The following is a 19556-nucleotide window of genomic DNA, read 5'->3' as shown; positions in this document are numbered from 1 at the left end:
TAATCGAATCTTACTATTTATAAATGGTCTGAATCCAAAATTTTACATCGAATTCAGGTTGATAGGTTACGGATTGCCTTACTAATAAACATCTTCTCTAAAATATCCATCGGCTCTTAGCTTCTTTAAATAATCAGCAGCCTCACGTGTTGATATTTTTCCATGTTCCTCGATAATTTGTACCAAAGCTTTTTTCACATCTTTGGCCATTCTATCCTTATCGCCACATAAGTAAAAGTAACCTCCATTATTTAACCATTGAAATACCTCAGCGCCATTTTCGCGTAATCTATCTTGCACATACACTTTCTCTTCCTGATCGCGCGAGAATGCTACATCTATCTTTTGTAGTAAACCATCTGCTCTGTATTGCAATAATTCAGTTTGATATAAAAAGTCTGACTCAAAATGTTGATCGCCAAAAAACAACCAGTTTTTACCTTCAGCCTCTTGCGTTTCGCGCTCTTGTAAAAAGGCTCTGAAAGGAGCGATACCGGTACCTGGTCCGACCATAATTACGTTAGACTCGTTGGCTGGTAGTCTGAAACTTTCATTTTTACGAACTCTAACCCAAACATTCTCTCCCGGATGAATCTGATCTGCTAAGAAGCTTGAACAAACACCGTTGCGCTCGCGTCCTTTATTTACAAATCGTACCGCACCTACAGTAACATGTACTTCATCAGGATTGTACGCATAACTTGATGAAATAGAATACAAGCGTGCTGGTAGTTTACGAAGTAAATCAACCAAGGCTTGGGCTTCCAGTTTAACTGGATAATCTTTAATTAAATCAAGAAAATCTAATCCATAAAGAAACTCCCCAATTTTCTCCTCGTCAGCAACTATCGCATTTAAACTGTCGTTAGATGCTAAATCGGCATATTTTTTAAGAACAGGAAGGGTAACAACCGTTAATTCAAACTGATTAATTAATGCTTCTTGAATAGCTACATCTTTACCTTCAACCTGAACAACAGTACTAGCATCTATAGCTAACTGCTCCAAAATATCTGCAACTAAAGCAGCATTATTCTTTGCTGTTATTTCAAGTGCATCACCGGCTTCGTAAACAATGCCTGTTTCTTCAATATCTATTTCAATATGATAAGTCTCTTTTGCAGAACCCCTACCATTTAATAATACCTTCTCGAGCACTTCTGCTTCAACCCACTCATTGGCTTTATTCGCACTTGTTGCTTTTGCTGTTGGTGCCGACACAGCAGCTTGACCGTTTTGACCAGCAAACTTTTCAACAATACTTGGTATCGCAACGGCCGCAGCATCCTGAAAATCTACATCCAACTCAACAATATCATAAATTCCTTTGCCACCTAACTTTGTTAGTTGCTCGTAAATATCCCTACCAGTTTTACAGAAGTTGATATAGCTACTATCGCCCAAAGCTAGTACCGCAAAATTTAGAGCTGATAATTTAGGTGCTTTTTTACCATGTATATAGGCATAAAAATCTTCAACAGAAACCGGTGGATCTCCCTCGCCATGCGTGGAAACAATCACTAAAAGGTTTTCTTCTTCTTTTAGATTTCTATTTTTATATTTTTGGATGTCTGATAACTGCACCTGAACACCTGCAGCTTCTGCCTGCTCTTGTGCCTGCAAAGCCAATAACTTTGAATTACCAGTATGCGTACCGTATAATATAGTAAGTTTTGCTGGCGCTTGAACATCTGTTCCAACAGTTACGGCTCCATTAGAAGATCCGTTTACGAGACTTTGTCCCAATAGTTCTCCCGACTGATTTAAACCTGCTAGGTAACCGGATGCCCAAATGCGCTGCTCTGCAGATAAAGAAGCAAACAACTCCTGAGCCTGCTTAACCTGCTCCGGCGAAAATATATTTTGTAAAGACTGAATCATTCTGTTTGTCTGAATTTATTCGTGAGCATTGGTTTATAGATATGCTCGAGGGTTTATAAAAAAGGATTATTGTGGCACATGAAGCACCTATACAATAATCCTTAACAATACTTTTAGAAAAAAGATTTATGAATATTATTAAATCTCAAAACTGCTTAGGTAACGCTCACCTGTATCAGGAAGAAGTACCACAATTCGCTTTCCTTTATTCTCTGGCTTTTTAGCAACTTCTAATGCAGCCCATAGCGCAGCTCCTGAAGAGTAACCAACCAATAAACCTTCTTGTTTAGCAGCTTTATGACTAGTATGTACAGCATCTTCGTTAGAAACTTTCACTACTTCATCAATTAAGTCTGTATTTAAGTTTCCTGGAATAAAACCAGCTCCAATACCTTGAATTTTATGAGGTCCTGGTTGTCCACCTGAAATAACTGGTGAGTCAACAGGCTCTACTGCCACAATTTTTATATTTGGATTCTTTTCTTTCAATACTGTTCCAACTCCTGTTAAAGTACCTCCTGTACCAACACCTGAAACAAAAACATCAATATTACCATCTGTATCAGCCCAAATCTCTTCAGCTGTTGTAGCTTTATGAATAGCTGGGTTCGCTGGATTGTTAAATTGTTGTGGAACAAATGAACTTTCGTGCTCATCAGCAATTTCTTGAGCTCTCTCGATAGCACCTTTCATCCCTTTAGCTGCAGGAGTAAGTACTAACTCAGCACCAAACTTTACTAAAAGCTTACGACGCTCAATACTCATGCTTTCAGGCATTGTTAAAATTAATCTATACCCTTTAACTGCAGCTACAAAAGCTAAACCTACACCTGTATTTCCACTTGTTGGCTCTACAATTACAGTTCCTTCTTTTAGGTCTCCTGCTTTTTCAGCAGCTTCAAGCATTGCAAATGCAATTCTATCTTTCACTGAGCTAGCTGGGTTAAAATATTCTAGTTTGGCAACTACTTGCGCTTCGCTTTCGTTTAATCTGTTTACTTGTACTAGTGGTGTTTTACCAATTAATTCTGTAACGTTCTGTGCAATTCCGCTCATAATATTAGTTGTTTATATGATTTCCTATTGATTTACTATTTTAATTCTGAGACAAACATAATAGAAGAATTTATACCTCACAAGACAAAATCACCCTTTAATCATACCTTAATAGTATGATTAACAACAATTCTTAGTCCATGAAAATATCACAAGTTATTAATTTACAATATCTTATCCTTAAATAAACACAACAATTTTAACAAAAACCATTTACATACCTTTTTGGTATGATTAAATAAGGACACGAATACCCATAACACACATCTTAAATTACCTTACTTATTTAATCACCAAAACCCGTTCAGTTATCAACAAGATCTTTCATAATTCTCGAATTTGTTATACATTGAAACACAAGCCACCACACACTTAAATATTGAAATCGTATGCTTACCACACTATTCGAATTATCCAGGATGCTTATCGCCGGCTCAATTGTGGGCTACTTTACACTACGTTTATTTTTTAAAAATAGCGTGTTTCAGAGAATTGGGTTCCTATGGATTGTTAACGTGATCATCAACGCTTCCATAAGTAAATTCCTATATACCTACCCTGATGATTTTTCCTATTGGATTGCTCTACCACTTGGACTTGGCAATACGGCCTTCTTTTTCTACCTGACCTACAAAATGGTAAAAACACCTCTAAACAAAGCCATTGAAAATATCAATCAATTGGCAAATGGGAATCTTAATTTAGAAAAACAAGACAAAACCAAATACACGGGAGAACTCAAATTACTAGATGAATCTACTCATAAACTTAGCAGTATTTTAGTGAACGCTTTTGCCAAAATAAAAGCTTCAAGTCTCGCGATCAATAATATGAGTAGCGATATGAATATTATGGCAGAAAACCTATCGACGGGCAATAGCGAACAGGCAAGTTCCATAGAAGAGATTTCATCATCAATGGAAGAAATGAGCGCGAACATTTCTGCATCTTTTGACAATGCACAATTAACGAAACAAAAATCGGAAGAAAGCAATACCGCCCTTAACAAAAGTAGCATCTCAGCGCGCAAACTTGAAGAGGCAATACTTGATATTACAGGCCATATAAAAGTAATTGACACAATAGCTACAGAAACAAATTTGCTCGCACTAAATGCATCTATTGAAGCCAAACAGGCTGGTGAAGCAGGCAAAGGTTTTAATGTTGTAGCTGCTGAAGTCAAAAACCTGGCCGAAAACAGTAGCAAATCTGCCTTACAAATTCAAGAACTCTCGGAAAGATGCAAACTATTATCTGAGGAACTCATTAAAAACTTAGAAGACACCATTCCAACCATGAAGATCACCCAAGAGCTTATGACGGAAATAACGAGTGCAAGCATGGAGTTAAAAACAGGTTCAGATCAAATTACTTCAGCAGTTAACGAAATTAATACTACAACTCAATCGAACGCTGGACTATCTGAAGAACTAAGTGGTAATTCATCGTATCTCTTTAATGAATCAAAAACTCTTAATGATAGTTTGGAAGGTTTTAAATCATAAAAGGAGCCATTATTACGAATGACTCCTTTTAAAAACTCTTTATGTGATACTACTAAATATAGTACATTAAACTTTCATTTAGATTTCTGTATTCTCCTTGTATATCTGATAATGTTTTAGCTTCTAATACATCTCTAACATCACCAATTACATTATTCAATACAAGAGATACGGCCTTCTGATTACTAGATATATCACCATCTAGTTCATAATCTTTACGAGTGGCATCTTCTAGACATTCAAAAACCATCAATAAACTAATCCTTTCAGGACGATATTTTAGTTTATAACCTCCACCTGCTCCTTTCTTCACCTCGAGCATACCAAACTTTTTAAGCTGAACAGCAATAGCCTCGAGAAACTTCATTGGAATTTTATGACGTAAAGAAATTTGATAAATCCCCATAAATTTTCCTTCACCCAACTCAGCTAATGCCAATAGAAAACGTAGACCATATTCTGTTTTTTTCGATACCTTCATAGCAATAACCTTTCAAATTAATATGATTTACAAATAAACAGAGTTATGAAGTAACAAGCAAGTCAAAACTCAATTTTAACCCACCTTTATAATAGGATTTAAAACTAAAAAGCTTCCCCTAAAGTAAAATAAATCCCCTTATCACCCCGATTAGTCATACCAAAATCAGCACGAAAACTTAACTTCTCTTTTGGCAATAACTGAAAACGAAAACCTGCACCAAACATAACATGAACATCTTCAACTATAGAGTTATCCCAATTATTAAACACATTTCCCACACCGGTATTTAATACATAACCAATCCTCCACCATAAGGGAGAACGGTATTCTGCTTGCAAATACGCAACATTAGTATCCATATATTTATACGGTCTGTCTATTCCTCTAAACAAACGCTTACCTCCTAAGGTTGGCATACGAAAGAATGGTACATCTCCATAAGCTGAATTCAAATAAGCCTGAAAAGCTAATACTTTATCATTTTCGCTCAGCTTTATATAGTTTCTAGCATCAATTTTAAAGGATGAAAAATCATAATCTCCGAAGTAATAATCATAGGAAATAGCTAAATACTGACCACTACTTGGATAGGAAATATTATCTCTACTATCATAGTAAGCTGTTGGCCCAATCCCCATTACAAAGCCACCTTCATATCCAAGGACATCTTGATTTAAAGTAGTTCCGCTTATATTAGAAATATCAAAAAAACCTAAATCATAATTCACACCTAAGAATACAGTATTAGAAAGACCTTTGGAAACGGTTCCTGTAAATTCGAACTTTTCCATATCAAAGTCAGAATAAATATCTCCTTTATCCTGATTACCTATACCATAAAAACGGTCGGGCATAAATTGAAAAAGCCATTTATTTTCAAATAGCCAATTGTTATTGGTGTAAAAACCGGATGATAAATCCAACTCATACATACCTGTTGTAGATATCATTACTGATGGACTAATATTTGAGGGTCGAAAATATTCAGAATCTTCATCTGAATTATTTAAATAAAACCTCCAAACCGGCATAACTCCAAAAGAGAACTTTGTTCTTTCTTCGTAGCCAGCCATTGGTATCACGAAGAAAGTATAATTTTCACGCTCAAATGTAATTAAATCAATCCCCCACTCTGCAACATCAGTAATCCACTCAACACTTTTAGGATAATGCTGAGTTGTGTCTGTTTGCGCATCAATCTTTGTAATACAAAAAACAATTACAACAAACGCTAGTAGTCGTTTAAACATAAATTTATATGGCCTCCAAAGCTTGTTTAAAATCGTTTATTAAATCTTCCGCATCTTCAATCCCAATAGAAATACGAATCATCGATTTGCGTATTCCCATTTCAGCACGTTCCTCTTCTGAGAACTCGCTATATATTGTTGACCAAGGATGAATAATTAAAGTTTTGTTATCATTTAAATTAGTAGCTCTACGAACCATTTGCAAACGATTTAAAAACAAGTAGCATTCTTCTTGCGAGGCTAAGTCAATAGTCATAACCGCACCTGGCTTTCCTCCAAATTGTGTTTGCGCCAAAGCATAGGCTTCATCTCCTTTTAAACCAGGATACCTTACTAATTTAACTTTATTATGCTCCTTAAAAAAGCGCCCTAATTCAATACAGTTTTGAACACACTTATCTAAACGCAAAGCCAAAATATCGAGCCCTAAATTTAAAAAGTGCGCTGTATGTGCTGACATACATCCACCTAAATGCCTGAATATTTCCTTGCGTACTCTAAATTCGAACGCTTTGGTTTCGAAATTAGCAACCCACTTATTTAATGCAGGAAGCTTAGACCAATTGAAAGTACCATTATCAACCACAGCACCACCAACAGCCGCCGCACCACCAGAAATAAACTTGGTAGTAGACATCACTTCAATATCGACACCGAATTTAGCAGATTTAAAAACGTATGGAGGAGTAACTGTAGTATCTGCAACAACAGCAATATTATGTGCATGAGCCAATTTTGCTACCGCTGCAATATCAATAATTTCTAATTGCGGATTAGTAATGGTTTCGAAAAATACTGCGCGCGTTTTACCATCAATATTCTTCTCTATCTCCTTAAGGTCGCTCATATCTACAAAACGAACTTCAATTCCCCATTGCTGAAGTGTGCTCTTCAATAAAGCATAAGAGTGGCCAAATAGATGATTTGAAGAAATAATATTAGCCCCCGACTCAACCAAAGCTAAAAATGTATTCGAAATAGCCGCCATTCCAGATGATAAGGCAATAACGCTCGAAGCCTCAGTAACTGCTTTTAACTTATTCTCAAAATGCTCAACTGTAGGGTTACTCGTTCTGCTATATGCATGAGCGAACTTCTTTCCCATAAAAGCCTCTTCAATTTCTTCAGCAGAATCAAATTCGTAAGCCACGCCATCATAAACTGGCATATGAAGGGAATTATGAGCATCTTTTTTTGAAAATGGTGTATGTATTGATTGGCTTGTGTAACCTTTTTTGATTGTCATGAATATCAATTTTTGAGAATATTGTGTAAAAAAATAACAATTTGTAGAATTCCACAAATAATAAAGATAATTTACTTACTCTATTTACTTCTTTGGTTTCTATTTGCAAGATTATCCCTTTTAACACGTATTGAATAAGAGGTATTATCGTAACGCTTTAACCTCCTCGGCAGTTATTACTTCTGCACTGTTATCGAAACCATTACGAATATAATTTAAGACTTGAGCAATTTCGTTATCAGATAACTTCTTAAAATTGGTCATTACATTATTATATTTTTCTCCCTCAACTTTTATTTCTCCACGAGCTCCATTAAGAACAGTTTCTATTAAATAATTCTTATCGCCTTCTGAATTTTTAGTATTCACAATAGGAGGATGAACGCGGGGAATTCCCATACCATTTCGTTGGTGACATGCAGCACAATTAGCTCTATAAACTGTTTTACCCAACTCCAAATCCATCAAAATCGCTTTTTCACTCTTTAATTTAGTAGAATCTTCACTTTTCTTGTTCGCGTTTTTACACGATACTAAAGTGAATAAAACCAACATACTAACACATAACTTAAACATATAGAAAACATTATTAATTAAAGTGCCACAAACATACAAAAAGATATGTTTATCCTATATCATACAATAAACTCATTAAAAAAACTCACATAGTGCTCACTATAAACAAACTGGTGTGCTTTTTGTTAATAGAACATGATAGAACACCAATAAATTGCTGTAATTTAAATATATTCGCCCTCCAAAATTTTGAACAATGGCTATAAGATTAAGATTGATTTCTGATGAGAGTGAAAACTTTGTTAGAGACGTTGAAATAGACTCAGAAAATACATTTTTAGACCTTCATAACTTTTTACAAGATGCTTTAGGTTATAAAAATGGAGAAATGGCTTCTTTTTTCGAAACAGATAACGACTGGACAAAAGAAATTGAGATACCATTAATGGATATGAACCCTGAATCAGACGATGCTGTAATTACCATGGCTGAAGCTAAATTAGGAGATTACATTTCTGAAGCTAAACAAAGACTTCTGTATACATTCGATCTATTCAGTGATAGAAATATTTTTATTGAAGTTTTTGAAGTAGACAATAAAAAATGTAAAGATCCACAAGTATTAAGAAGCGTAGGAGATCCTCCTAAACCAGCTAATATGGATGATATTTTACAAGGAGGTGACGATTCTAACGAATTTGATATTGACAAATTTGATGATGAATTTAAGGATGATAACGATCCTATGATCTCATATTCTGACAATTTAGAAGACCTTTAATCACAAATGTCGAAAACTCTTATAATAATTGTTGGCCCTACGGGAATTGGCAAAACAAGTACTGCAATAAACATTGCCAATTCCTACAATACGGAGATAATTTCTGCTGATTCGAGACAAATATTTAAAGAATTAAATATTGGTACAGCAACTCCTACCTCAGAAGAACTTAGTCAGGCTAAGCACCACATGATTGCTACGCATTCTATTAAGGATTACTATAGTGCTTGGGAATTTGAGCAAGATGTGATGAAGCTTAGCATACAATTATTCGATAAGCACGACACCCTAGTTTTAACAGGTGGATCAATGATGTATGTTGATGCTGTTTGCAAAGGTATAGATGATTTACCTACAATAGATGAAGAGTTACGCAATTCGCTTAAAGCACAATACGAAAAAGAAGGTATTGAAAACATTAGGCGACAATTAAAGAAACTCGACCCTGAGTTTTACGATATTGTTGACCTAAAAAATCATAAACGAGTAATACACGCTGTAGAAATTTGCCTGATGACAGGAAAACCATACAGCTCCCTTCGTACGAACTCAATCAAAAAAAGACCATTTAATATGATTAAAATTGGTCTTACAATGGATAGAGCTGATTTATACGAGCGAATTAATTTGAGGGTTGATAAAATGTTTGAAGCAGGTTTAGAGGATGAAGTAAAAAGAGTGTATCCGCTTAAAGAGCTCAATTCATTAAATACCGTAGGTTATAAAGAACTTTTTGCCCACTACGATGGCGAATATAACTTTGAAAAAGCCATTGAACTAATTAAACGAAACTCTCGACGTTACGCTAAAAAGCAACTTACATGGTTTAAACGCGACGCTGAAATTACATGGTTTAACCCTAGCGATATTGAAGAAATTAAAAAACACATAGAAAAGCAGTTATAGCTACTTTATCGCGAAGCAAGTAATATGGTATGAAAACTACCATCGGTCCACATTTCTTCCTTAAATGAGCCAAAAGCCTCTACAAATGGGAAGTATTTGGCAGCTATATCCATTAAATCCTCAACCAATATTGGCGTCAGAATTTGCGAATTCTTTAACTCCTCCCCAGTCTTTTTATCGCTTAAAGTCGTTAAAAAGTCAATCTTACCATTATCAAGGTGCTTGTAAAAGCGTTTAAAAAACACCTTATCGTTTTCGATAGCTGGTAACTTTTTCACACGCTTTTCCATTATCTTATCATAGTTAACAATCTGAATGGCTAACATTGAATCTTCAGGCTTAAGGACTTCTGATATACTAGAAATAAATTGCTCAACTTCAGTTGCATTATCTAAGTGAACGAGAGTATTGCCAAAACAGTAGGCAAAATCATACATCCCCGCCTTATAATTCTGGTTAACATTTTTCAAATCTCCAACAGCAAAATTTACATCAATAGCCTGAGGTTTCTTTGCTTTGGCAGCAGCAATCATCGAGTCATCAAGATCAAAACCATCAACCCTAGCTCCTTTGCGACCCATTGAAATAGCCAAACTACCAGTACCACAACCTGCATCCAAAATCTTCTTTCCTGACAAGGATATTAAATTACGCGTTATAAATTCTTCCTGTACAGGGTTGTAAGGGAACAACTGATCATATGATTCAGAAATTGAATGGTAAAATTCGCTCATGGTTTCAACTTTATAAATTAACTTCTTTTTCTATATGATATTGATTTCTATCAGGGCTATTGCGAGATACTAACTCCGCTAAAAAGCCTGCTAAAAATAGTTGCGATCCGATAACCATTGACGTTAAAGCAATATAAAAATAAGGGCTTGTAGTAATTAGCTGCATTTTAATGCCATGATAAACATGGTATAGTTTATTTATACCCAAATAGCTTGATGCGATAAATCCTACCAAAAACATTAATGTTCCGAGGCCACCGAATAAGTGCATGGGTTTTTTACCAAATTTTGAAATAAAACTAACTGATAACAGATCTAAGAAACCTTTTAGAAAACGTTCCATACCAAATTTAGATACACCATACTGTCGCTCACGATGAATAACTACTTTTTCTGTTATGTTATTAAAGCCACTTCTCTTTGCCAATATTGGAATATATCTATGCATCTCGCCATACACTTCAATATTTTTAACGACATCCTTTTTATAGGCCTTTAGTCCACAATTAAAATCGTGCAACTTAATCCCTGAAATCACACGCGCAGTACGATTAAATAATTTACTTGGCAAAGTTTTACCTATTGGGTCGTGTCGCTTTTGCTTCCATCCACTCACTAGGTCATACCCTTCCTCTACAATCATATTATACAAAGCGGGTATTTCATCCGGATTATCTTGTAAATCAGCATCCATTGTAATAACAACATCACCATTGGCAGCTTTAAAACCGGAAAATAAGGCTGCAGATTTGCCATAATTACGTCTAAATTTAATGCCCAATACTTCCTTATGCGCTGCAGCCATTTTTTCAACAAGAGCCCACGATCCATCATTACTACCATCATCTATAAAAATGATTTCGTATGCAATATTCATTTTTGCAACAACCCGGCTTACCCAATCCTTTAACTCCACTATTGATTCCACTTCATTATAAAGTGGCACTACAATCGATAAATTCATATGCTATACTTAAACAACCTCACTAAAAGGCGGTTTCTTTGTTTTAATAATTGCCGATATTATTAAGGATATAATTAAACCAATAACTACAGTGCCTGGTATGGATAATATCGGAGATACAAACTTACTCTTTTTAATAGTAGATTCTCGTTCTTCTTCTAATTTATTGAGGGTTTCTTCTATGGCTTCATCAGGTACATTCATATCTTGCATAAAACCAATCGTCTTCTCAGCAATAATCTCTTGTGATTCTTTTACGTAATCAGGGGCAATAAAATTATTGAACGTAATATTGTAAACACACGAGAATAACGCTACTATAAATGTAACGAGAACACCATATTTAATTCCTTGATTAAGTGTTATTACTCCACCTAGCTCAACCTTTTTATATTTTTTAATAAAATAAACCAATCCGATAATTAAAGGTAGAATCCCAACAATTACACCAACCGACATAAGAGCCATAAAAGAGATACTCTCGAGATCAATTATTAAATAAGAAATAAAGTTTATAAACACGATTACTCCACCTAGGATTAATCCATCTTCGAGACTCTTGTTAATTAAAGATCGTTTCGAGTTTTCCATTTTCGAAATTTTAAATTGTACTATTTATGATTAATATTTGAATGAGCAAAGTATCCAATTCTACATTAATATCAAACCTACATCCGCTAAAATTAATTCTGGATCTGAATAAAAAATCTAATTGCTAAAGAAAGCTCCATTTTTTATCAAAAAAAGTTCAAAAAATAAACTATTGATAACAAGAACATTAAATAATTAATGCAAAATTAATTCATTTTTTTTATTCAAATCGCTTGCAGGGTTAAGCTTTTTGCCTACATTTGCAACCGCTAAGAAAAACGGGCAAGTCCTGTACGACCAGCTCCTATTGAATTCCCCCAGGGCCTGACGGCAGCAAGGGTAGATGGTTGTAGCGGTGCGATGCAGGTAGCTTGCCCACCCGCCAATGTAGCTCAGCTGGCTAGAGCAGCTGATTTGTAATCAGCAGGTCGTGGGTTCGAGTCCCTCCATTGGCTCTCAGTTTTCTAAACGTAGAAAACATTAAGAGACAGTCTTAAGGCGTTTAAGACAAAGTTTATTGAAATAAAATATTGTTTGGGCAGATACCAAAGCGGCCAACTGGGACGGACTGTAACTCCGTTGTCTTTCGACTTCGCAGGTTCGAATCCTGCTCTGCCCACCAACTTTATTTTGCCAATGTAGCTCAGCTGGCTAGAGCAGCTGATTTGTAATCAGCAGGTCGTGGGTTCGAGTCCCTCCATTGGCTCTCAGTTTAACAACTAGAGAATACATTATGCGAAAGTAGCTCAGCTGATAGAGCATTAGCCTTCCAAGCTAAGGGTCGCGGGTTTGATCCCCGTCTTTCGCTCTACTAAAGCCATCCTAATTATTTAGGGTGGCTTTTTTAGTATTAACCATTTATTAATCTGAACATTCGTAAGCCTCCAATCCTTTAACTTAATAAAAGAATTATGCTACTTAAAATTTACCCTGAAAATCCAAATCCTAAAGATATAAGATTCATTGCGGAAGAATTACGCAAGGGTAAAGTTATTATTTATCCTACGGATACTATTTATGGTATAGGGTGCGATATTAATAATACAAAGGCCGTTGAAAGAGTTGCGAGAATTAAAAATATCAACCTAAAAAAAGACCACCTTTCTTTTATTTGTTACGATTTAAGCCACATATCAGATTATACCAAGAACATTAATAATAATGTATTTAAAATAATGAAACGAAACCTACCTGGTCCGTTTACCTTTATTTTAGATGCCAATTCAAACGTTCCAAAACTATTTAAGAACAATAAGAAGACTGTTGGTATTAGGATACCTGATAATAATATTATTAGAGAATTAATCAATGAATTAGGCCACCCAATATTGAGTACCTCAGTAATTGATGATGATGAAATAATTGAATATACTACCGATCCTGAACTTATTTATGAAAAGTATCATAAGCTAGTAGACATAGTTATTGATGGTGGTTTTGGCGACAACTCACCTTCTACAATAGTTAATTGTACCAATGGCGATGTTGAACTAATACGTGAAGGAAAAGGCACTTTAGAGTACTAATGCACTCCTAACTTCATCCACATGCAATCTTGCCAATCTGTGAACATATGAAACAATAAGCCAACAGCTACAATTCTTGTCTTTTTGAAGAATAACATTACGGTATATAAAACTATGGCTGGATAGCTATGTAATAAATGAAATCCAATACTACACCTATCTGGATCAAAAATAGGATTAGCCAATAAATGATCAATATCAACTAGCATAGTGGCCAGCATAATCAACCATGCTTTCTTCCACTGATCGCGAAAAAAAAGCCAAGCTATTAAACCGGGAGCAATAAAATGCAGGCTATAATGTAATACAAATACAAAACTCACCTACAATTAATTTTTCCAAAAGTATGGAGTGAGAATTAATACTACAGTAAATATTTCTAATCGTCCTAATAACATTAGGAAAGACAAAAACCATTTACCAAAATCAGGAACAGCAGCAAAGTTTGATGCAGGTCCGAACTCTCCTAGCCCTGGTCCTATATTTCCTAAACATGTAGCAACAGCACCAATGGATGAATCTAAATCAAAACCCATAACAGACATAATAACCATACTAACCCCAACGGTTGCCATATAAATAACTATAAAAGCCAAAATATTAGTAAGAATTGGCGACGATACCGCTCGTGAATTATAACGAACAGGTATAATTGCATTTGGGTGAACTAATCTTTTAAGTTCGTAATAGGCATTTTTTATCAGAAGCACTATTCTAACTACCTTAATTCCTCCTCCAGTAGATCCTGCACTACCTCCAACAAACATTAGCATAAACATGATAATACTAATAGTTGGTACCCAAATCATATAATCGGCCGTTGCATAACCGGTTGTTGTTATTAAAGATACTACCTGAAAAAGAGCATCGCGAAAAGCTTGTTCTACATGTGGTACATCTCCTGAGAAATACAATACAACTGCTACTAAAACCGATACAAAAACCGTTATTAAAGTATAATATTTAAACTCTTCATCTTTAATGACAGCTTTAAATTTACCATGCAAGGCTGCATATGACAATGAAAAATTAACACCTGCAACAAACATGAAAATGATAATTACATACTGAATAAATGCAGAATCATAGAAGGCTACACTAGCCTGTTTAGTTGAGTAACCTCCTGTAGCCATTGTAGTGAATGAGTGGCAAACTGCATCGAACAATGTCATTCCTCCAATCCAAAGTAAAATGGTTTCAACTGCAGTATATGATAAATAAATAACCCATAAACGTTTTGCTGTATCTGCTATTCTAGGGTGTAGTTTATCTGGTACAGGCCCTGGAACCTCTGCTACAAAAAGCTGCATACCTCCCACTCCCAAAATCGGCAATATTGCTAAGGATAAAACTATAATACCCATACCTCCAAGCCATTGTATTATACTCCTCCAGAATAAAATACCATGAGGTAGTGCTTCAATATCATTTAATATTGAGGATCCGGTTGTGGTGAAACCACTCATGGTTTCAAAAAATGCGTCTGTAAAAGAAGGAATTGCTCCACTTAACCAAAATGGCAAGAGACCAAAAAATGAAAATACGAGCCACACTAATGTTACTACAATATACCCTTCACGCTTCCCGATAGATTTATCGGTATTTTTATTGGTGAGATAAAATAATCCTCCAATTGAAATGCATATTAAAGCAGATACTAAAAAATAAGGCAAGTCATACTCACCATAAATCAGTGAGACAACTGATGTTAATAACATAAAGACTCCTTCTACCACTAGAAGCAAGCCTAATATAAGCAATACAATGCGATGATTTAACATGACGAACACCCTTTGGGTAATAGTAATTTAATGTATTCTTTTAACTAATAATTAGAAACAATCAGTTAAACATCTTTTCTATTTTTCTAATTCCTGATGGCATTGCAAAAATAACCACTTTATCATTAGGCATTATCTGAGTATTGCCGGTAGCAATAATAGCCTGACCATTACGAATGATACCACCAACATTTACATCTTTAGGTAATTTAATTTCTGATAGTCTACCTTTGATTATTTTAGAATCATCACTCGCAACAAGTTCAAGCACCTCAGCTTTTGAAGTAGTTAAACATTTAACATGTGAAACTCTGGCCTTTACAGTATACCTATATATATAACTAGCCGCTATCAGTTTTTTATTAATGAGCGTACCAATACCAACATTTTCTGCCAAATCAATATAATCCATATTTTCAACTTCAGCAACCGATTTACGGACACCCATTTTTTTTGCCAACTGACAGGCTAAGATATTAACTTCTGAATTAGCTGTTACAGCAACAAAGGCATCCATCTTCTTAATCCCTTCGTCTTTTAATAATTCAAGGTTTCTTCCATCACCGTTAATAACAAGCGTTCGCTCTAACTCATCAGCTAAGCGATTACTTTTCTCCTTATCAATTTCAATAAGTTTTACATTATAATCATCCTCAAGGCGTTGGGCTACTTTTTTTCCAATTCTACTACCACCAAGAATCATCACATTTTTAATGTCAAATTGCTCTTTGCCAGCATCTGTCATTAATTGTTGTGTTCCTTCAGGTGTAGTGATAAAATAAGCTAAATCATTATGTTTAAACGATTCATTTCCTCTTGGAATAATGGTTTCCCCATCCCTATTAATGGCAACTATATTATATAATTTCTGACTATGAATTTCACCGACTTCAGCAAGTGTTTTATTTACTATTGGTGCATTCTCTCTAACCTTAATTGCATACAGAATTAATTGTCCATCAGAAAAATCAATCTGCTGTCTAATCCCAACTCTTTTCAGAGATGTCATTATTTCTTTAGCAGCAAGTTCTTCTGGATAAATTAACTGATCAACTCCTAATTGTTGAAAGAACTCTTTGTTTTCAGGTAAAAGATATTCGTAATTATTTATTCGTGCTATAGTTACTTTAGCTCCTAACTTTTTAGCTAGAATAGCAGACATAATACTCAATTCTTCATAAGGAGGCACTGCAATAAACAAGTCACATGACTCTACGTTGGCACTTTTTAAATCATCAATTGATGACACCGACCCAACTATAGTCATTAAGTCGAAATGTGCTTCCATTTGCTGCAAACGCTCTGCATTATCATCAATCAGAATAACATCATGATTAGCATTACACATAAGTTTTGCCACATGCGTACCCACTTCACCAGCTCCTGCAATTATAATTCTCATCTTTTGTTTAATTCAATAATAAAATTGACCTCGAAAGTACTATTTTTGAAAATCGATACAAATTTAATCTATATAAATTAATTCGTATCACTTATTCTATAAATAAGCTTAATTCAATGATAATTGAACATTAACTATACTTCAGTCTATGATTCTCTCTATCATATAAGCCAATACATAAAACGAGCCAAAGTGAAATTATAGCTGATCAACAAGAACATAAGCCCCATCCTTAGCAAAATAAGAAGTGCTATTTCTTTTAATTTTTCTGATATTTCTAAGACCTCTTGTACTCCATGAAGAATCAAATATAAGCTGAATATTTTTCATTTGAATTAAGTGCCGAATAGTGCTTAGCGGTGTTTTACTGGTAATAATGACAATATCAGTTTTAAACCTATCTAAACAATTTGCAATATTATTACACTCCCCATTGAGTCGTAGTATCCGCTTATCAGAAGTCTGAAAAGGCATTAAAACGTCGGATTCTGAAACTACATATATCAAACTATCAAGTCCTTCGTGAAGCTTCATAGGATTAACGACCTGATTAATTATTCGATCCTCAAGCGTATCATTTGATATTACAAACCCTTTTTTACCATCTGATTCAAATATTAGACTACTTCCTTTTACATTTGCAACAACTAATAAATTACGCTTACTTTTTTGCCAATAGTCAGCAATATTAAAGGCCATAAAAAGAACTAACAGCAATAGACTACTATTCAAATATATTAGACGTTTTGTATGTGACCACAAAACCACACTCAATAAGATACAATACAAAACTAGCATTTCGTAGAAACCAATTTGTACTAGAGTAAAACGCGCATTTGGCAAATCACTCACATAATTGGTAATCTCGTTGATATACCACAAACCATCTTTTAATATCCCTGAAAATAAATTAGCAATAAAACAACCCTCGGGAGTTAAAACAATTAGTAAAGCCGATAATAATATAACAGGCAAGATTGGGAGCATTAATATGTTAGAAACTAAAAACCAAAGAGGGAAGAACTTAAAAGTAAAAACACCCAATAATATAGTTCCAATCTGTGCAGCTAATGATACTGAAACAATATCCCAAACCAACTTATTCCATGGCTTCCTGAAATATAGTAAGGCATTTATAAGCGGAAAAAAGTAGATAATAGATCCAACAGCTAAAAAACTCAACCAAAAGCCAACATTAAAAAGTGCATATGGGTTACCAACGAGAATTATAAACGCCGCAATAGCTAAAGTGTGGTATACATTATACTTATTACTCACCAATTTTGAAATCAAAAATATAGTAAGCATTATACTTGCGCGAACAATCGATGGCGACAAACCAGATACAGAAGCATAAAGCCATAATATACTCACTGTGTTGATAACTTTTAATACGCCTAATCTACTGCGGGTAATTTTGCCTAAAACAGAGGTAACCAACATAAATATAACACCCAAGTGCAAGCCACTAACTGCAAGTATATGCATAGCTCCTGAGTCTGAGAAAGCTTGTTTCTGATCATAATCTAAATGGTCTTTATTACCTAACAATAAAGCTGAAATAATTGCATATTCGTCAGGTGATAACCTTAATAATTTCAATCGAGACTCAGCAGCTTCGCGTAGCTTATAGAAATAACGACGGTAATTGTATTCTGAATCAACTATTATGAAATTGGGTTTATTTATATAAAAAGAATAAAACACGCCTTTTGACGCCATGTATTTTGAATATTCAAACGAAAAAGGATTTCCCGTTTCCTTAAAAGGATTAATTCTCGTGTTAACAATTAATTTATCCCCTGGTAATACACGTTTACCAATAATATCACATTTAAAATAAGCTATCGCATTAAAGCTTTGTGATCGTAAACTATCAACCTTTATACAGTTAAACAGCACACTCTGTTGCCCACCTGAATTCTTCAACACCTTCGTCGCAACTGCTGAAAATATCAGCGGCTTATCACAACTTAATACTTCCTTCTGCCTATCTGGGGAAGTAACTATTCCAATAAAAACAAAGTGAAAACTAACTATTATTCCAATCCAATGCCTACTCCTATAAGATAATATATTAGGGCGAACGTAAAATAGCACCAAAGATAAAAAGCCAATTATCAGAGGAATATAAAAATGCGAACTCCAACCTATTTGATCACCCAGAAGCCTACCGAGTAACAAAAAAAATAAGAATTTAATAAATGGATAAGTTTGAAAAGACATAGCAATAGGTTTGGCAATAACTCATTTGAAGATAATATTTTAAACCAAAACCTCAAAACCAGAAGATAACTCTATTTTGGGTGTGCCCCTGCGGGTCGGGCTTTGCGTTATATCTTTGCTTCGCCATAATGGGCTCACAAAGGATGTCACTTCAATCCCTCACACAAGAACTATTCAAGCAGTAATATTATAAAGATTCAATAGTCCATTTTAAAGCACAAAAAAAGCCTCACAGAAGATCTGCAAGGCTTAACCATTATTGAGGTATTCTATGTACCGAGAGGCGGGCTTGAACCACCGACCTCATGATTATGAATCATGCGCTCTAACCAGCTGAGCTACCTCGGCTTTTTTTTAGTTTCAAGTAAAAAGTATCAAGTAGTAAGATGATTGACAGCTTGTATTATGCAATGTAAATCGTCTTGATACTTGTGGCTTGTATCTTGATACTCTAATCTAATTTCCTTTAAACAAAAAGAGCAACTACAAATAAATGTAATTGCTCTTCTTAAAGGTCGGCGGCGACCTACTCTCCCACATTTCTGCAGTACCATCGGCGCTATAGGGCTTAACTTCTCTGTTCGGAATGGGAAGAGGTGGAACCCCTACGCTATAACCACCTTAATATTTTGTTTTAATGATAAAGGATAAGGGATAAATGATAAACGCACTTATTCGTTTATAACTTAAAACTTATAATTTATAAC

The 19556-nt window shown here is 34.8% G+C and carries 17 protein-coding genes, 5 tRNA genes, 1 rRNA gene and 1 other RNA gene; 9 read left to right on the top strand and 15 right to left on the bottom strand.

Annotated elements, in window-relative coordinates:
- Positions 1-81: 81 nt before the first annotated feature.
- Together A8B35_RS00120 and cysK are read right to left on the bottom strand one after the other, a co-directional pair.
- A complete protein-coding gene (locus A8B35_RS00120; protein ID WP_075601561.1) occupies positions 82-1881 on the bottom strand; it encodes an assimilatory sulfite reductase (NADPH) flavoprotein subunit in 1800 nt (599 codons plus the stop codon).
- 138 nt (positions 1882-2019) lie between these two features.
- Positions 2020-2937, bottom strand: a complete 918-nt coding sequence (cysK, locus tag A8B35_RS00115; protein WP_075601560.1) for a cysteine synthase A — start codon at positions 2935-2937, stop codon at positions 2020-2022.
- Between the two features lie 389 nt (positions 2938-3326).
- Between cysK and A8B35_RS00110 the strand changes: the two genes are divergently transcribed.
- Positions 3327-4442: a methyl-accepting chemotaxis protein gene (locus A8B35_RS00110; RefSeq protein ID WP_075601559.1), complete on the top strand. Its 1116-nt coding sequence runs from the start codon at positions 3327-3329 to the stop codon at positions 4440-4442.
- 52 nt (positions 4443-4494) lie between these two features.
- Here A8B35_RS00110 and A8B35_RS00105 read toward each other — a convergent pair whose 3' ends face one another.
- The 4 genes from A8B35_RS00105 to A8B35_RS00090 all read right to left on the bottom strand — a co-directional run bounded on the left by A8B35_RS00105 (position 4495) and on the right by A8B35_RS00090 (position 7998).
- Positions 4495-4923, bottom strand: coding sequence for an RrF2 family transcriptional regulator (locus A8B35_RS00105; protein WP_075601558.1), 429 nt, complete (start codon positions 4921-4923; stop codon positions 4495-4497).
- A 104-nt stretch (positions 4924-5027) separates the two neighbouring features.
- Positions 5028-6176 (bottom strand): BamA/TamA family outer membrane protein, encoded by a 1149-nt coding sequence (locus tag A8B35_RS00100; RefSeq protein WP_075601557.1) that lies wholly within the window; start codon positions 6174-6176, stop codon positions 5028-5030.
- A 4-nt stretch (positions 6177-6180) separates the two neighbouring features.
- Positions 6181-7422 carry an aminotransferase class V-fold PLP-dependent enzyme gene (locus A8B35_RS00095; protein WP_075601556.1) on the bottom strand — a complete coding sequence of 414 codons (1242 nt, stop codon included), beginning with the start codon at positions 7420-7422 and terminating at the stop codon, positions 6181-6183.
- A gap of 144 nt (positions 7423-7566) precedes the next feature.
- Positions 7567-7998 carry a c-type cytochrome gene (locus A8B35_RS00090; RefSeq protein ID WP_075601555.1) on the bottom strand — a complete coding sequence of 144 codons (432 nt, stop codon included), beginning with the start codon at positions 7996-7998 and terminating at the stop codon, positions 7567-7569.
- 196 nt (positions 7999-8194) lie between these two features.
- Between A8B35_RS00090 and A8B35_RS00085 the strand changes: the two genes are divergently transcribed.
- Complete coding sequence (locus tag A8B35_RS00085; RefSeq protein WP_075601554.1) at positions 8195-8719, top strand: IS1096 element passenger TnpR family protein; 525 nt, start codon at positions 8195-8197, stop codon at positions 8717-8719.
- 6 nt (positions 8720-8725) lie between these two features.
- On the top strand, positions 8726-9625 hold the full coding sequence (miaA, locus tag A8B35_RS00080) for a tRNA (adenosine(37)-N6)-dimethylallyltransferase MiaA (RefSeq protein WP_075601553.1): 900 nt from the start codon (positions 8726-8728) through the stop codon (positions 9623-9625).
- 5 nt (positions 9626-9630) lie between these two features.
- Here miaA and A8B35_RS00075 read toward each other — a convergent pair whose 3' ends face one another.
- From A8B35_RS00075 to A8B35_RS00065, 3 genes are read right to left on the bottom strand one after another with little or no spacing between them, the layout of a single operon-like run.
- Positions 9631-10359 carry a class I SAM-dependent methyltransferase gene (locus A8B35_RS00075; RefSeq protein ID WP_075601552.1) on the bottom strand — a complete coding sequence of 243 codons (729 nt, stop codon included), beginning with the start codon at positions 10357-10359 and terminating at the stop codon, positions 9631-9633.
- A 10-nt stretch (positions 10360-10369) separates the two neighbouring features.
- The gene (locus tag A8B35_RS00070) at positions 10370-11323 is read right to left on the bottom strand and encodes a glycosyltransferase family 2 protein (protein WP_075601551.1); all 954 of its coding nucleotides are present in this window, start codon (positions 11321-11323) and stop codon (positions 10370-10372) included.
- Between the two features lie 9 nt (positions 11324-11332).
- A complete protein-coding gene (locus tag A8B35_RS00065; protein WP_075601550.1) occupies positions 11333-11914 on the bottom strand; it encodes a DUF4199 domain-containing protein in 582 nt (193 codons plus the stop codon).
- Positions 11915-12194: 280 nt separating this feature from the next.
- Here A8B35_RS00065 and ffs point away from each other — a divergent pair.
- The 6 genes from ffs to A8B35_RS00035 all read left to right on the top strand — a co-directional run bounded on the left by ffs (position 12195) and on the right by A8B35_RS00035 (position 13440).
- Positions 12195-12288: signal recognition particle sRNA small type (gene ffs, locus A8B35_RS00060), an RNA gene on the top strand.
- A gap of 7 nt (positions 12289-12295) precedes the next feature.
- Positions 12296-12369: transfer RNA gene (locus tag A8B35_RS00055), tRNA-Thr, on the top strand.
- Positions 12370-12450: 81 nt separating this feature from the next.
- Positions 12451-12536, top strand: a tRNA-Tyr gene (locus A8B35_RS00050).
- A 10-nt stretch (positions 12537-12546) separates the two neighbouring features.
- Positions 12547-12620 (top strand) — tRNA-Thr (locus tag A8B35_RS00045).
- 29 nt (positions 12621-12649) lie between these two features.
- Positions 12650-12722, top strand: a tRNA-Gly gene (locus A8B35_RS00040).
- Between the two features lie 103 nt (positions 12723-12825).
- Positions 12826-13440: an L-threonylcarbamoyladenylate synthase gene (locus A8B35_RS00035; RefSeq protein WP_075601549.1), complete on the top strand. Its 615-nt coding sequence runs from the start codon at positions 12826-12828 to the stop codon at positions 13438-13440.
- Here the strand turns inward: A8B35_RS00035 and A8B35_RS00030 are convergent.
- The 6 genes from A8B35_RS00030 to rrf form a co-directional block, all read right to left on the bottom strand.
- The gene (locus tag A8B35_RS00030; protein WP_075601548.1) at positions 13437-13763 is read right to left on the bottom strand and encodes a DUF6122 family protein; all 327 of its coding nucleotides are present in this window, start codon (positions 13761-13763) and stop codon (positions 13437-13439) included. The two genes, A8B35_RS00035 and A8B35_RS00030, sit on opposite strands and share 4 nt — an antisense overlap.
- Before the next feature lie 6 nt (positions 13764-13769).
- Entirely contained in the window at positions 13770-15158 is a 1389-nt protein-coding gene (locus tag A8B35_RS00025; RefSeq protein ID WP_245820756.1) for a TrkH family potassium uptake protein, read from the bottom strand.
- Positions 15159-15282: 124 nt separating this feature from the next.
- Positions 15283-16623, bottom strand: coding sequence for a Trk system potassium transporter TrkA (gene trkA / locus A8B35_RS00020; RefSeq protein WP_075601546.1), 1341 nt, complete (start codon positions 16621-16623; stop codon positions 15283-15285).
- A gap of 198 nt (positions 16624-16821) precedes the next feature.
- Positions 16822-18849 (bottom strand): ComEC/Rec2 family competence protein, encoded by a 2028-nt coding sequence (locus tag A8B35_RS00015; RefSeq protein ID WP_075601545.1) that lies wholly within the window; start codon positions 18847-18849, stop codon positions 16822-16824.
- A 274-nt stretch (positions 18850-19123) separates the two neighbouring features.
- Positions 19124-19197: transfer RNA gene (locus tag A8B35_RS00010), tRNA-Met, on the bottom strand.
- Between the two features lie 165 nt (positions 19198-19362).
- Positions 19363-19473, bottom strand: a 5S ribosomal RNA gene (rrf, locus tag A8B35_RS00005).
- Between the last annotated feature and the right edge of the window lie 83 nt (positions 19474-19556).

Origin of the sequence: Saccharicrinis aurantiacus (assembly GCF_001660705.2) — a bacterium.
GTDB classification, from domain to species: Bacteria; Bacteroidota; Bacteroidia; order Bacteroidales; family Marinilabiliaceae; genus Saccharicrinis; species Saccharicrinis aurantiacus.
This window is presented reverse-complemented; position numbering and strand designations above follow the sequence as displayed.